Source organism: Mesorhizobium qingshengii, assembly GCF_900103325.1.
GTDB classification, from domain to species: domain Bacteria; phylum Pseudomonadota; class Alphaproteobacteria; order Rhizobiales; family Rhizobiaceae; genus Mesorhizobium; species Mesorhizobium qingshengii.
Genome location: NZ_FMXM01000002.1, coordinates 188,479 through 201,175, shown reverse-complemented (window position 1 = coordinate 201,175; position 12,697 = coordinate 188,479). Strand labels below are relative to the sequence as shown.

Annotated in this window: 14 protein-coding genes and 1 pseudogene; 9 read left to right on the top strand and 6 right to left on the bottom strand. The window is 64.2% G+C overall.

Annotated elements, in window-relative coordinates; all coding sequences use genetic code 11:
- Nucleotides 1-78: 78 nt before the first annotated feature.
- From dprA to BLS48_RS01025, 4 genes are all read right to left on the bottom strand, one after another.
- On the bottom strand, nt 79-1,218 hold the full coding sequence (gene dprA, locus BLS48_RS01040; RefSeq protein ID WP_091574862.1) for a DNA-processing protein DprA: 1,140 nt from the start codon (nt 1,216-1,218) through the stop codon (nt 79-81).
- The gene (plsY, locus tag BLS48_RS01035; RefSeq protein WP_091574860.1) at nt 1,215-1,802 is read right to left on the bottom strand and encodes a glycerol-3-phosphate 1-O-acyltransferase PlsY; all 588 of its coding nucleotides are present in this window, start codon (nt 1,800-1,802) and stop codon (nt 1,215-1,217) included. Before plsY ends, dprA begins: the two co-directional genes overlap by 4 nt.
- A 77-nt stretch (nt 1,803-1,879) precedes the next feature.
- The gene (locus BLS48_RS01030; RefSeq protein WP_091574857.1) at nt 1,880-3,166 is read right to left on the bottom strand and encodes a dihydroorotase; all 1,287 of its coding nucleotides are present in this window, start codon (nt 3,164-3,166) and stop codon (nt 1,880-1,882) included.
- Nucleotides 3,163-4,128, bottom strand: coding sequence for an aspartate carbamoyltransferase catalytic subunit (locus tag BLS48_RS01025; protein WP_091574854.1), 966 nt, complete (start codon nt 4,126-4,128; stop codon nt 3,163-3,165). The genes BLS48_RS01030 and BLS48_RS01025 overlap by 4 nt, the downstream gene beginning before the upstream one ends.
- A gap of 177 nt (nt 4,129-4,305) precedes the next feature.
- Here BLS48_RS01025 and BLS48_RS01020 point away from each other — a divergent pair, with 177 nt between their 5' ends.
- The 3 genes from BLS48_RS01020 (at nt 4,306) to BLS48_RS01010 (ending at nt 7,018) form a co-directional block, all read left to right on the top strand.
- Entirely contained in the window at nt 4,306-5,934 is a 1,629-nt protein-coding gene (locus BLS48_RS01020; RefSeq protein WP_091575609.1) for a DNA alkylation response protein, read from the top strand.
- A 185-nt stretch (nt 5,935-6,119) separates the two neighbouring features.
- Nucleotides 6,120-6,677, top strand: a complete 558-nt coding sequence (locus tag BLS48_RS01015; protein ID WP_091574851.1) for a hypothetical protein — start codon at nt 6,120-6,122, stop codon at nt 6,675-6,677.
- Nucleotides 6,677-7,018 (top strand): DUF6105 family protein, encoded by a 342-nt coding sequence (locus BLS48_RS01010; protein WP_091574848.1) that lies wholly within the window; start codon nt 6,677-6,679, stop codon nt 7,016-7,018. Before BLS48_RS01015 ends, BLS48_RS01010 begins: the two co-directional genes overlap by 1 nt.
- Here BLS48_RS01010 and ruvX read toward each other — a convergent pair.
- Nucleotides 6,936-7,442: a Holliday junction resolvase RuvX gene (gene ruvX, locus BLS48_RS01005; protein WP_091574846.1), complete on the bottom strand. Its 507-nt coding sequence runs from the start codon at nt 7,440-7,442 to the stop codon at nt 6,936-6,938. The genes BLS48_RS01010 and ruvX overlap by 83 nt on opposite strands.
- Before the next feature lie 123 nt (nt 7,443-7,565).
- Between ruvX and BLS48_RS01000 the strand changes: the two genes are divergently transcribed.
- The 6 genes and pseudogenes from BLS48_RS01000 (at nt 7,566) to BLS48_RS00975 (ending at nt 11,957) form a co-directional block, all read left to right on the top strand.
- A complete protein-coding gene (locus BLS48_RS01000; protein ID WP_091574844.1) occupies nt 7,566-8,273 on the top strand; it encodes a metal-dependent hydrolase in 708 nt (235 codons plus the stop codon).
- Nucleotides 8,274-8,297: 24 nt separating this feature from the next.
- Nucleotides 8,298-8,713, top strand: a pseudogene (locus tag BLS48_RS36670) (hypothetical protein).
- Nucleotides 8,714-8,815: 102 nt separating this feature from the next.
- On the top strand, nt 8,816-9,103 hold the full coding sequence (gatC, locus tag BLS48_RS00990; protein WP_010909575.1) for an Asp-tRNA(Asn)/Glu-tRNA(Gln) amidotransferase subunit GatC: 288 nt from the start codon (nt 8,816-8,818) through the stop codon (nt 9,101-9,103).
- A gap of 7 nt (nt 9,104-9,110) precedes the next feature.
- Complete coding sequence (locus BLS48_RS00985; RefSeq protein ID WP_091574843.1) at nt 9,111-9,566, top strand: GNAT family N-acetyltransferase; 456 nt, start codon at nt 9,111-9,113, stop codon at nt 9,564-9,566.
- Nucleotides 9,566-11,131, top strand: a complete 1,566-nt coding sequence (locus BLS48_RS00980) for an amidase (protein WP_091574841.1) — start codon at nt 9,566-9,568, stop codon at nt 11,129-11,131. The genes BLS48_RS00985 and BLS48_RS00980 overlap by 1 nt, the downstream gene beginning before the upstream one ends.
- Before the next feature lie 28 nt (nt 11,132-11,159).
- The gene (locus BLS48_RS00975; RefSeq protein WP_091574840.1) at nt 11,160-11,957 is read left to right on the top strand and encodes a YdcF family protein; all 798 of its coding nucleotides are present in this window, start codon (nt 11,160-11,162) and stop codon (nt 11,955-11,957) included.
- Here the strand turns inward: BLS48_RS00975 and BLS48_RS00970 are convergent.
- The gene (locus tag BLS48_RS00970; RefSeq protein WP_091574838.1) at nt 11,930-12,649 is read right to left on the bottom strand and encodes a DUF599 domain-containing protein; all 720 of its coding nucleotides are present in this window, start codon (nt 12,647-12,649) and stop codon (nt 11,930-11,932) included. The genes BLS48_RS00975 and BLS48_RS00970 overlap by 28 nt on opposite strands.
- Between the last annotated feature and the right edge of the window lie 48 nt (nt 12,650-12,697).

The following is a 12,697-nucleotide window of genomic DNA, read 5'->3' as shown; positions in this document are numbered from 1 at the left end:
CCGCGACAACGGCATCCGCCGCTTCCGAAACGCGAAAAATGTCGCTTCGAGGCGAGCGAGGCGTCACCGACGCCTCAGTCAGACGGAAGAACTTCCGAAAACCAGCGAGACATTGCCACCGGCATGGCGCTCCAGCCGGCCGGCGAGGTCGAGTTCGAGCAGAATCATGAAGACCTGGGCCGGGTGCAGGCCAGTGTGGCGGATGATCTCGTCGACCGGGACCGGCGTCGGGCCGAGCGCCTCGATCACCTTGGCGCGGTCGCTCTCACCGGGTGGCGTAGCGGCCGAGAAGTCGGGCGGCTCTTCAAATGGCGGTACTTCCGGCGCCCGCATGCCGGTCAGTGGGGCGATCGCCCTGGAAATGTCGGCGGCTTCGGTAACCAGCGTGGCGCCGTCCTTGAGCAGACCGTTGGTGCCGGCGGCGCGCGGATCGAGCGGTGAGCCGGGCACGGCGAAGACCAGCCGGCCCATCTCGCCGGCAAGCCTAGCGCTGATCAGCGACCCCGAACGTTGTGCGGCCTCGACCACCACCAGCCCGAGGGCCGCCCCCGCGACCAGGCGGTTGCGACGCGGAAAATCCTGGGCGCGCGGCTGCCAGCCGAACGGCATTTCCGAGATGATAGCGCCGCGCTCGGCAATGTCATCGCACAGGCCGGCATTCTCGGGCGGGTAGGGCAGGTCGAGACCTCCCGCCAGCACTCCGATCGTGCCGGTCGCAAGACTGCCCTGATGCGCGGCCGTGTCGATGCCGCGCGCCAGGCCGGAGACGATTGCGTAGCCGTCGCGGCCGAGATCCGCCGCCAGCATGCGCGCCGTCTTGATGCCGGCGAGCGATGCGTTGCGCGCACCGACGATAGCGACCCCCGGCAGCCGGAACACGGCTGCGTTGCCCTTGACCGCCAACAGCGGTGGCGGATTGTCCATGCTCCGCAACAGCGGCGGATAGTCTGGCTCGCCGATGCCGACAAAGCGTGCGCCCGCCCGCCGCGCTGCCTCCAGCTCGGCCTCGGCTTCCGCAATCGAGGGGATGCGGGCAATCCGGCTGGCGCCGCCCGAAATCATCAGTTCCGGCAGTATTTCCAGCGCCACCTCGGCCGAACCGAAGCGGTTGATCAGGTCGCGAAAGGAGGCGGGGCCGACATTCTGGGTGCGGATCAGCCGCAACCAGCTCAGCCGCTGCCGGTCGCTGAGGCGCGGCCCGGCGGACGGCTCGCTCACCCCTTGGCTCCGATTTTGCCCTCGGTGCCGGCAAGCAGGCGCGAAATGTTTTCCCGGTGCTTGATGAAGACGATCACGCTCATCACCACGAACAAGGCGGCAATCTGCGGCGCACTCAGGAAATACAGGGCGATGGGCACCACGACGGCTGCCGTCAGCGCTGCAAGCGATGAGAACCGGAACAGGAAAGCCATCACCAGCCAGACAATAGCGAAAATCAGCGCCACTTGCCAGGCAAGGCCGACCAACACGCCAAGATAGGTGGCGACCCCTTTGCCGCCTTTGAAGCCCAGCCATGCCGGGAAAAGATGGCCGAGAAAGGCGCCAAGGCCGGCCCAGATCGCCAGGTCAGGTGCGAAATGGCCTGCGATCAGCACGGCGGCGGTGCCCTTCAGCGCGTCGAGAAGCAGCGTCGCGGCGGCGAGGCCCTTGTTGCCGGTGCGCAGCACATTGGTGGCGCCGATATTGCCGGAGCCGATCTTGCGCACATCGCCAAGGCCGGCCGCGCGGGTGAGCACCAGCCCGAAGGGGATCGAGCCGAGGAGATAGCCGAACACCAGCGCCAAGATCAGGCCGTAAGTCATTGTTCCCCCTGTATTCCCTAGATCGGCTTGTGGCGCCTGATGCTGACCTTGGACCCCAGGATATGCCGTGATTCAGGTCAGGCCGAGAATACTGTGCGGCCCGCAACCAGCGTTTGCAAGACCTTGCCCTGCAGCCGCGCACCTTCGAAACAGGTGTTTTTCGAGCGTGAGCGGATGCCGCTTTCGCTGACGATCCAGGGTTCGTCCAGATCGACCAGCGCAAGATCCGCCATTGCCCCCGGTTTCAGCGTTCCGCCGGGCAGTCCAAACAGTCTTGCCGGCGCGGTGGACAAGGTCTCGATCAGTCTGAGCAATGGCACATCGCCATTGTGGTAGAGCCGCAAAGCCGCGCCCAGCAGTGTTTCGAGCCCGATGGCGCCGGCTGCCGCGTCGGCGAAGGGCAGGCGCTTGGTGTCGACGTCCTGCGGATCATGCGAGGAGACGATGATGTCGATCGTGCCGTCCCTGACCGCCTCGATCATCGACAGCCGGTCTTCCTCGGCGCGCAGCGGCGGCGTCAGGCGGAAGAAGGTGCGGTATTCGCCGACGTCGTTTTCGTTGAGCGACAGATTGTGGATCGATACGCCTGATGTCACGGTTGCGCCGTCGGCTTTCGCTCTCTTCACGGCGTCCGCCGCCATCGCCGTCGAGATCTTCGCCGCGTGATAGGAGCCGCGCGTCAGCCGCGCCAAAGCCAGATCGCGCTCCAGCGGGATGGATTCGGCTTCACGCGGAATGCCGGAAAGGCCGAGCCAGCTGGCATAGAGGCCTTCATTCATGACACCTGATGAAGCGAGGTCGGCATCCTGCGTTTCATGCACGATGGTGGCGCCGAAGTCGCGCGCATAGGTCAGCGCGCGGCGCATCACCAGCGCGCTGCCAATGGTGTGGCGGCCATCCGTGAAGGCGACGGCGCCGGCCTCGCGCAGCAGGCCGAACTCGGTCATCTCGCGGCCGTCGAGGCCCTTGGTGATCGCCGCCGCCGGAAAGATGTTGACGATCGCGGTGTCCTTGGCGGTGCGCAGCACGAACTCGACCAAAGCCACATTGTCGATCACCGGATCGGTGTCGGGCATCATGACGATGGAGGTGACGCCGCCGGCCGCCGCCGCGACACTCGCCGAAGCGATGGTTTCGCGATGCTCGCCACCGGGTTCGCCAATGAAGGCGCGGCCGTCGATCAGGCCTGGAATGATCGCCTTGCCGGCACAGTCGATGACAGTGGCGCCTTCCGGGGCGCCTTGGTTCAGTGCCGCCTTGCCGGCGGCAGCGATTTTTCTGCCGTCGACAATAAGCGAGCCGACTTCGTCGATGCCGCGAGAGGGGTCGACAATGCGAGCGCGCTCAAAGACCGTTATGCTCATGCGCCGCGGCCCTCGTGGTTGCGGCGCGGGTCGAGCAGCGCTTCCATCACCGCCATGCGCACGGCGACGCCCATCTCCACCTGTTCCTGGATCACGCTTTGCGGGCCGTCGGCGATTTCCGAGGCGATCTCTACGCCACGGTTCATCGGCCCGGGATGCATCACCATTGCGTCGTCCTTGGCCGCCTTCAGCTTTTCGGCATCGAGGCCGAAATAACGGAAATATTCGCGCACCGAAGGCACGAAAGCGCCTTCCATCCGCTCGCGCTGCAAGCGCAGCATCATCACCACGTCGGCGCCCTTGAGGCCTTCCGCCATCGAGTGTGTGACGATGACGCCCATCTTGTCGATGCCGGAGGGCAGGAGCGTCGAAGGCGCAACGACACGCACCTGTGCGCCAAGCGCATTGAGCAGCATGATGTTCGAACGCGCGACGCGCGAGTGCAGGATGTCGCCGCAGATCGCCACGATCAGCTTCGACAGCGGGCCCTTGGCGCGGCGGATGGTCAGCGCGTCGAGCAGCGCCTGTGTCGGGTGTTCATGCGCGCCGTCGCCGGCATTGACCACGGAGCAGCCGACCTTCTGCGCTAGAAGGGCCGCGGCGCCCGCCGACTGGTGGCGGATGATCAGGATATCTGGCCGCATGGCGTTCAGCGTCATCGCCGTGTCGATGAGCGTCTCGCCCTTCTTCACCGAAGAGCTTGCCACCGACATGTTCATGACATCGGCGCCGAGCCGCTTTCCGGCGAGTTCGAACGACGACTGCGTACGCGTCGAAGCCTCATAGAAGAGGTTGATCTGGGTGCGGCCGCGCAGCGTCGAGGTTTTCTTCTCGGACTGCCGCGAGATCGCGACCGCTCGATCCGCCCTGTCGAGCAGAAGCTCGATATCGGCGGGGGAAAGGTCGCGGATGCCCAGAAGATGGCGGTGAGGGTAGAGTGGCAAGGACGAAGCGTCGGTCATCTCAAGGCGCTGCTATAGGGCGCGGATTTTGCGCCCGCAAGCGCCAGCTTTGGATTGACGCCTTTCTCCCCGGTATTTTCGTCGCGCGCGCAGCAACGCTTGGGCTATATCTAGCCGATGGCCTCGGATTCGTGGCTTTCCGACGATAAGGCCTTTCTACGGATAGAAGGATTGGGCGTGACCGACGACGTGACGAACCAGCCGCCGCCGCTGACGGGCGGCAACGCTTGGCGGGGCGATCCGTTGCTGATCCAGCTTGCCGAACGCTTTTCCGATCCGGTGCGCAAGGATCTCGACGGGCTCGGCCGTTTCGTGCTGACGCAGGAGGCGCAGGAGCTGGCACGTCTCGCCAATGTCGAGACGCCTAAGCTGAGGACGCATGACCGCCAGGGACGGCGCATCGACCTGGTCGAGTTCCATCCCGCCTATCACGCCTTGATGCGCCGCTCGGTGGCCAACGGGCTGCATTCCTCGGTCTGGGAAAACGGCGACGCCGAGATTGGTCGCCGCCATCAGGTGCGCGCCGCCCGGTTCTATCTGACCGCCGAGCTCGAGACCGGGCATCTTTGCCCGATCACCATGACCAGCGCTTCGCTGGCGGCATTGATGGCCAGCCCGAAACTGTTTCGCGAATGGGCGCCGCGCGTGACGACGCGCAAATATGACCAGAGCCAGAAGCCGCCGGTCGAGAAGGCGGGGCTGACTCTCGGCATGGGCATGACCGAGAAACAGGGCGGCACGGATGTGCGCGCCAATGTGACAAGGGCGGAACGAGCCGGCAGCGGGTTCTATCGCCTGACCGGGCACAAGTGGTTCATGTCGGCGCCGATGTCGGATGCGTTCCTGGTGCTGGGACAGGCGCCGGAGGGGCTGTCGTGCTTCCTCGTGCCGCGCATTCTTGGCGACGGGTCGGGCAACGGCTTTCGCTTCCAGCGTCTGAAGGACAAGCTCGGCAATCGTTCCAACGCTTCCTCCGAGGTGGAATTCGTCAACGCCATCGGCGAGATGGTCGGCGAACCAGGCGCCGGCGTGAAGACGATCATGGACATGGTGACGCTGACACGGCTCGACTGTGCGGTGGCGTCTTCGGCGATCATGCGCGCCGGCCTGGCCGAGGCCGTTCATCACGCCCGCCATCGCCAGGTGTTCGGCTCGACGCTGATCGAGCAGCCGCTGATGCAGCGCGTGCTGGCCGACATGGCGCTTGACGTCGCCGCCGCCACGGCGTTGTCGTTCCGGCTGGCGCGTTCCTTCGACGAGGCGGCAAGCGATCGCGGCGAGGCAGCGTTTGCCCGCGCCATGACGCCGGTCGTCAAATACTGGGTCTGCAAGATCTCGCCGCCGCTGCTCTATGAGGCGATGGAGTGTCTCGGCGGCAATGGTTATGTCGAGGAGGCGCCACTTGCCCGCTACTATCGCGAAGCTCCGGTCAACGCGATCTGGGAAGGGTCGGGCAATGTCATGGCGCTCGACGTGCTGCGCGTGCTCGGCCGCGCGCCTGGTTTGTTCGAGGATGTGCTGGCCGGCATCGACCGCGATCTCGGCGCTGGCGGACGCGGCACGATCGGCGTGCTGAAGGCGGCGATGCAGGTCGCCGCGACCGACGAGGGTTCGGCCCGGCTGCTCACCGAACAACTGGCGCTGTCGGCGGCGGCGGCGGAATTGCGCCGGCTTGGAGCAGGGCGAATCGCGGATGCCTTCGTCGAGACGCGATTGGCCGGTCAGTGGCGCAACACTTATGGCATGCTCGATTCGCGCCATGATGCGCGCATGATCATCGACACGCTCTATCCGCAGGTGAACTGAGCCACCAACGTCGCGCCAAACCGGTACCCATCCTGTTCAAGGTGCTCACCGTCGCAACACCCTGTGGATGGCCGTTAACCTTAACAAATGGTTTCCGTTGCGGCGACGAGCGGCAAAGCCCACTGTCTGGCGAGAGCACGGAATGGTTCATTGGCCATCCTTTGCTTTGCGAAGCAGGAACGCCGATGCGACACGTATTGACCTCTTTTCTGGCCTTGCACTGGGCGATCGTTTTCGCCCTGCTCGCGCTCATCTGCATCGACGGAAATCGCGGTGTGGCGGCGGCGCTCGGCGTGCTGGGTGCCACCGTCGAGGGCACTCGCTTCGTCGATCTCGACAACGTCGTCGTGGTGGCCCCACTCGCCACCGCATTGCTTGTCGTCGCGGTGCTTTTTTTCTGGGCCTTCGTCGAAACCCTAATCAACGACGCGACCAGCGCGGGTGCCGACAGCGTTGCCCGCATCGCCTTCATCTCAGCCTCGGGCGTGTTGTCGCTGATCGTCATCGGTGGCGCCGCGCAAGGCATCAATGGGCTGCTCATGGCAGTCGCGGTGCAGTTGGCCGCACTTCTGGCATCCTATGTCGCCATGCTCACCGAACGACGGTCCGCGGTTGCGGCAGCCGCTTCGGGCGAGGGCGAGATTCGCGCCTTCGCCCACGGCATGGCAAAGGCCGCGGCGCACAACTCGTTGCTTTCGCTCATCTCCGGCCGGACAGGGTCGAATCCGAAGGGAGGCCACTGATGCGTTACGTCTTCGCATTGTGGGCGGCGCCGATGGCGATCTTCTGGGGCTGGTTCTATCTTTCGGCCAACGACATCAATTTCGGCTACGTCATGTTCACCCGGCAGATGCATGACTTCTTCTTCCAGCTCTATGGTCAGATGCTCGGCATCGATCCAGCGATCATCCCCGGCATGGTGGCGAAGACGTGCATCTTCGACGGGTTTCTGCTGATAGCGTTGTGGGCGTTCCGCCGTCGCCGCGAAATCGCCGGCTGGATCAAGCAGCGCTGGGCGGCTCGGGTTCCGTTCGAGCGGACGCACCGAGCGACTGAAGCCGGTCCAGAACTCCCTGCAGAATAAAGGCCGCCGCCGCCGAATCGATCTTTCCGGCGCGTTTGCGGCGCGAGAAATCCATCTCGATCAGCGTTCTTTCGGCCGCGACCGTCGATAGTCTTTCATCCCAGAGCACGAAGGGGAGGTCGCTCATCTGCGCCATGTTGCGGACGAAGGCGCGCGATTTCTGCGCGCGCGGCCCTTCCGACCCGTCCATGTTGATCGGCAGTCCGATCGCCACGGCGCCGACATTCTCCTTCCGCAGCAAGGCCAGCAGCACGGCGGCGTCGAGCGAGAATTTCTTTCGCATGATGACCGGGCGCGGATGAGCAAAGGAAAACCTCTGGTCCGAGACCGCGACGCCGATCGTCTTGTCGCCGAGATCAAGTCCCGCCAGCGTTTTGCCGCCGGCAAGCCGCGCCGGCAATTCCTCGATGCTGATAACGCCCAACGGCTGTCCTTTGCCTCTCAACGCCGCGCGTCCTCTCAAACGCGCAACGGACACAGTAACCCTTTGATCTCGGGGCTATCGGCGTTCTATCCTTTGGCAAGGCAAAAATCGAGGAATGCATTCATGAAACTGACCTGGTACGGCCACTCGGCCTTCCGCATCGAAACCGCTGATGCAAAGATCCTCGTCGATCCCTACCTGATCGGCAATCCGTCCTGGACGGGCGGCTGGGAAGGCCCGGCTGAGGGAGTGACGCATGTGCTGCTGACGCATGGACACAGCGACCATATCAGCGGCGCGGTGGAAGTGCTCGGCAAGAGCGGCGCCCAGCTGGTCGCCAATTTCGAGATCTGCATGTATCTGGTCGGCAAGGGCGTCAGCGACAAGAAGATCAACCCCGGCAACATTGGCGGCACCGTCGATTGCGGCGGTTTCACCACCACATTCGTTCAGGCGCTGCATTCATCCTCGTTTCCGGGCGAGGGCGGCCAGAACACCTATCTCGGCAATCCGGGTGGTCTTGTCCTGCATTTCCCGGAAGACCGGACGCTCTACCACATGGGCGACACCGACATCTTTTCCGACATGGCGCTGATCAACGAGTTGCACGAACCGAAGATCGGCATCGTGCCGATCGGCGACCGCTTCACCATGGGTGGCGCGGTGGCAGCACTTGCCTGCCGCCGCTTCTTCAATTTCGAGACGGTCGTCCCTTGTCACTTCGGCACGTTTCCGATGATCGATCCGACCGCCGAGAAATTCGAGGCGGGCCTGGAAGGATCCGGCGTGAAAGTGGCATTGCCTGACATCGGCGAGACGATCTCGCTTTAGGAACAGCGAAAGCGGAATGAAACCATGGCCTTGAGGCAATCTCTTTGCGTTTCCATGTTTGTCGCGGCGTCGCCCGCGCTCGCCGCGGATGATTTCATCGAGGTGTCTACCTTCAGTCCGAGGAGCTTTGCGCACAGGCCAAAAAGGATACGCTGCAGACGCTGATCGACGCCGGCAACATTGTGCTTTCGGCACACGGCCTGCAAGGCGTCGAATACAATTGCGAGTTCGTGCAGACTAGCAAGGCGACACGTTCGCCAAGCTGGGCGGTGACGGCGATCTGCCAGGAACCGGGATATGTCTTTCCGGATGTCCTCTCGGTGACGAGGATGAGCCCGACGCAGCTCGATCTCGTGTCGGTCCGGCCCATCGACGACGAAAGCGAGGCAAGCGGCAACAGCGGCAGCTACTATCTGTGCGAGGGCATCGCCCTGCCGTGACGATGTCGACCGTGCAACGTCGCCGAGCGCCCGGCACGATGCATGTTGCGCACCGCGCGCCGCGCCGCTATAGCCCGAACTGGTTTTCCCCGAGGCAAAAACATGTCCGTTGACCTTCAGACTGTGAAGCGCGTTGCGCGTCTCGCCCGTATCGCGGTGAGCGAAGAAGATGCCGAACGCATGACCGGCGAGCTGAACGCCATACTGGGCTTCGTCGAGCAGTTGAACGAGGTCGATGTTTCCGGCGTCGAGCCGATGACCTCTGTGACGCCGATGGAGATGAAGAAGCGCCAGGACGTCGTCACCGATGGCAACAAGGCGGCGGATATCGTCGCCAACGCACCGGCGACCGAAGAGAATTTCTTCCTCGTGCCGAAGGTCGTGGAGTAGCAGGCCGATGGCAATCGAGATCGCGATTGAAACGCCGCTGCAGGACGACGTGCGTGGCCTGGTCGAGGAACTCAACGAAACGTTGCTCGAACTGACGCCGCCGGAGCACTGCTACCATATGACGGTCGAGCAGATGGCTGGCGCTGATACGACCGTTTTCATAGCCCGCGACAATGGCCTGGCCATCGGCTGCGGTGCACTGAAGCGCCACGATGGCGCCGTAGGCGAGGTCAAGCGGATGTACACGCGGCCTTCGCATCGCGGTCGCAAGGTCGGCGCCAGGATCGTCGAGCGGGTCGAGGCGCTGGCGCGCGACGAGGGCCTGAAGCGCCTGGTGCTGGAGACCGGCGATCGTCATCCCGCGGCCTGGACCGTCTACGAACGTGCCGGATTTTCGCGCTGCGGCCCGGTACTGGATTATCCCGATTCCGAGTGGTCGGTTTTTTACGAAAAGAGCCTTTGATGAGCGACCTGACCCAGCTGACGATCTCCCAGGCCCGTGCCAGGTTGCGCGGCAAGGAAATTACCGCGACCGAGATCACCGAGGCCTATCTCGCGGCCATCGATCGTGCCAATCCGGTGCTCAATGCCTATGTCGCGGTGACAGGCGACAAGGCGCGCGACATGGCCAAGGCCTCCGACGCCAGGCTGGTCAAGGGCGAGGGCGGGTCGCTGGAGGGCATTCCGCTCGGCATCAAGGACCTGTTCGGCACAGAAGGCGTCCACACCCAGGCCTGCAGCCATGTGCTCGACGGCTTCAAGCCGCGCTACGAATCCACCGTTACCGCCAATCTGTGGGCCGACGGCGCGATCATGCTTGGCAAGCTCAACATGGACGAATTCGCCATGGGCTCGTCCAACGAGACGTCCTATTATGGGCCGGTCATCAACCCGTGGCGGCGATCGCGCCTCGACACGGTGGTGATGCCGACAACGCATCAGGGCGATGGCGGCTTCGTCTCCGCCGGCGGCACCAAGACCGCACGAACCCTGGACAATGCGCAGCTGGTGCCGGGTGGTTCTTCCGGCGGTTCGGCGACCGCTGTCTCGGCCTTTCTATGCGCCGGCGCCACGGCGACTGATACCGGCGGCTCGATCCGCCAGCCTGCCGCCTTCACCGGTACGGTCGGCATCAAGCCGACCTATGGCCGCTGCTCGCGCTGGGGCATCGTCGCCTTCGCCTCGTCGCTCGACCAGGCCGGACCGATCGCCCGCGACGTGCGCGATGCCGCGATCCTGCTCAAGTCGATGGCATCCGTCGATGCGAAGGACACGACATCGGTCGACAGGCCGGTGCCGGACTACGAGGCAGCGATCGGCAAGCCGATCAAGGGTATGAAGGTCGGCATTCCCAAGGAATACCGCGTCGACGGCATGCCCGAAGAGATCGAGGCACTCTGGCAGAAGGGTATTGCCTGGCTGAAGGATGCCGGCGCCGAGATCGTCGACATCTCCCTGCCGCATACCAAATACGCGCTGCCGGCCTATTACATCGTGGCGCCCGCCGAGGCTTCGTCCAACCTCGCCCGCTATGATGGCGTCCGCTACGGGTTGCGCGTGCCGGGCAAGGACATCGTCGACATGTACGAGAAGACCCGCGCCGCCGGTTTCGGCCGCGAGGTCAAGCGCCGCATCATGATCGGTACCTACGTGCTGTCGGCCGGCTATTACGACGCCTACTATCTGCAGGCGCAGAAGGTGCGCAACCTGATCAAGCGGGACTTCGAGAATGTCTTCGCCGCCGGCGTCGATGTCATCCTGACCGCGGCAACACCGTCGGCCGCCTTCGGTATCGCCGACGAGGATATGGCCGCCGATCCGGTCAAGATGTATCTGAACGACATCTTCACTGTCACCGTCAACATGGCGGGCCTGCCGGGCATCGCCGTACCCGCCGGGCTCGACGCCAAGGGGCTGCCGCTCGGCCTGCAGTTGATTGGCCGGCCGTTCGATGAGGAAACGCTGTTCCAGACCGCTGCCGTCATCGAGCAGGCGGCCGGCACATTCCAGCCGCAGAAGTGGTGGTAGGGTCGTTTCTCATCTGACGAGGTGAGGGATGTTCTTCTATCTATCCAAGATCTTCTGGTTCTTCATCCAACCGCTCAACCTGACGATCTTCCTGCTGCTGGCGGGGCTGATCGCCGCCATGATCGGCCGGCGGCGGCTTGCCGCCACCGGCAGCGTGCTCGCTTTTCTGGTTCTCGCGCTGTCGGCATGGACGTCACTCGGCGCCATGATGCTCAGTCCGCTCGAGCAGCGCTTTGCGCGCCCGCCGCTGCCGCAAAAGGTTGACGGCATCGTCGTGCTCGGCGGTGGCCTGGAAGGCGTCATCAACCTGGCGCGTGGCGGCTATGAGCTGAATGCCGGCGGCGACCGCATGGTCGAGGCGGCAATCCTCGCCCGGCGCTTTCCCACGGCCAAGGTGGTCGTTTCCGGCGGCACCGGCGAACTGTTCCTGGAAGGCGAGGGCGACGCCGACACGGCGCCCCGATTGCTCGGCGCTCTTGGCGTGGCTTCGGAGCGGCTGATCCTGGAGAACAAATCCCGCAACACCTACGAGAACGCCATCTTCACCAAGGCGTTGATAACGCCGAAGGCCGGGGAGACCTGGCTGCTGGTGACCTCGGCCTTCCATATGCCGCGCGCCAAGGCGCTGTTCGACAAGGCCGGTTTTGCGACACTTCCCTGGCCGGTCGATTATCGCACTTCGGGACGGGAAGGCATCGGCCTGTTCCGCGACAACCCGGCCGATTCGCTGCAGGCAACCACTACGGCGATCCGCGAATGGATCGGGCTCTTCGCCTACTGGCTGTCGGGCAGGATAGATCAGCCTTTCCCTGGTCCGGGCGGCTGACCGATCACGGCGCGCCGCGCCGCCGAGAAGAACTGGCGCCGCACCAGGACGGCCAGCAGCAGGAGCGTCGACAGCACGAACACCGCCGGGTCGACGAACCAGCCGAGATAGCCGATCGAGAAGAACACACCACGCAGGCCGGAGTTGAAATGCTTGCCGGCGAGCATGTTCATCTGCGCCGCACGCCACACCGCCGTCTCGGTGACCGGGTTGCGCGAGGCTTCGCCGTGCGGGATCGGCACGGCACCGATCAGGATCGTGCAATAGTTGAACAGCCGGTAGGCCCAGCCGAATTTGAAGAAGGAAAACGCAAGGATCAGCACCAGTCCGAACACCTTTATCTGAAAGGCCGCGCGCGATGGCGCGCCGCCCAGGGGGAGGGTGCTGAGCACCTCGAGAACCCGGTCGGACGCACCGAGCAAGGCAAAGCAACCGCCGAGCGCGATCAGCGAGCTGGAGGCGAAGAACGCGGTCCCTTGCTGCAGGCCGCTCATGATGGCGGTGTCGACGATGCGGATCTCACGCTCGGCCATGGTGCGCATCCAGGCTTCGCGCTGCGCATTCATCGCCGTTGTCAGCGATACGCGGCTAACCAGCTTGCCGTCGGAGGCAAGCGTGTGCAGCACCCACACAACGAGGAAGAAAGCCAGCGCCGCGAGATCGGCAGTCGAAAGGTTGAGGGAATCGCCCATGGGCTGAATTTATCACATTCAGCGCAATCGCTTCGATGACCGGCACAT

Coding starts and splice junctions, on each gene's coding strand:
- BLS48_RS00985 (WP_091574843.1), top strand. CDS start 9,111: ATGGCAATCGAGATCGCGATTGAAACGCCGCTGCAGGACGACGTGCGT.
- BLS48_RS01010 (WP_091574848.1), top strand. CDS start 6,677: ATGCGTTACGTCTTCGCATTGTGGGCGGCGCCGATGGCGATCTTCTGG.
- BLS48_RS01015 (WP_091574851.1), top strand. CDS start 6,120: ATGCGACACGTATTGACCTCTTTTCTGGCCTTGCACTGGGCGATCGTT.
- BLS48_RS00975 (WP_091574840.1), top strand. CDS start 11,160: ATGTTCTTCTATCTATCCAAGATCTTCTGGTTCTTCATCCAACCGCTC.
- BLS48_RS01025 (WP_091574854.1), bottom strand. CDS start 4,128: ATGACCGACGCTTCGTCCTTGCCACTCTACCCTCACCGCCATCTTCTG.
- BLS48_RS00980 (WP_091574841.1), top strand. CDS start 9,566: ATGAGCGACCTGACCCAGCTGACGATCTCCCAGGCCCGTGCCAGGTTG.
- BLS48_RS01000 (WP_091574844.1), top strand. CDS start 7,566: ATGAAACTGACCTGGTACGGCCACTCGGCCTTCCGCATCGAAACCGCT.
- BLS48_RS00970 (WP_091574838.1), bottom strand. CDS start 12,649: ATGGGCGATTCCCTCAACCTTTCGACTGCCGATCTCGCGGCGCTGGCT.
- BLS48_RS01030 (WP_091574857.1), bottom strand. CDS start 3,166: ATGAGCATAACGGTCTTTGAGCGCGCTCGCATTGTCGACCCCTCTCGC.
- gatC (WP_010909575.1), top strand. CDS start 8,816: ATGTCCGTTGACCTTCAGACTGTGAAGCGCGTTGCGCGTCTCGCCCGT.
- plsY (WP_091574860.1), bottom strand. CDS start 1,802: ATGACTTACGGCCTGATCTTGGCGCTGGTGTTCGGCTATCTCCTCGGC.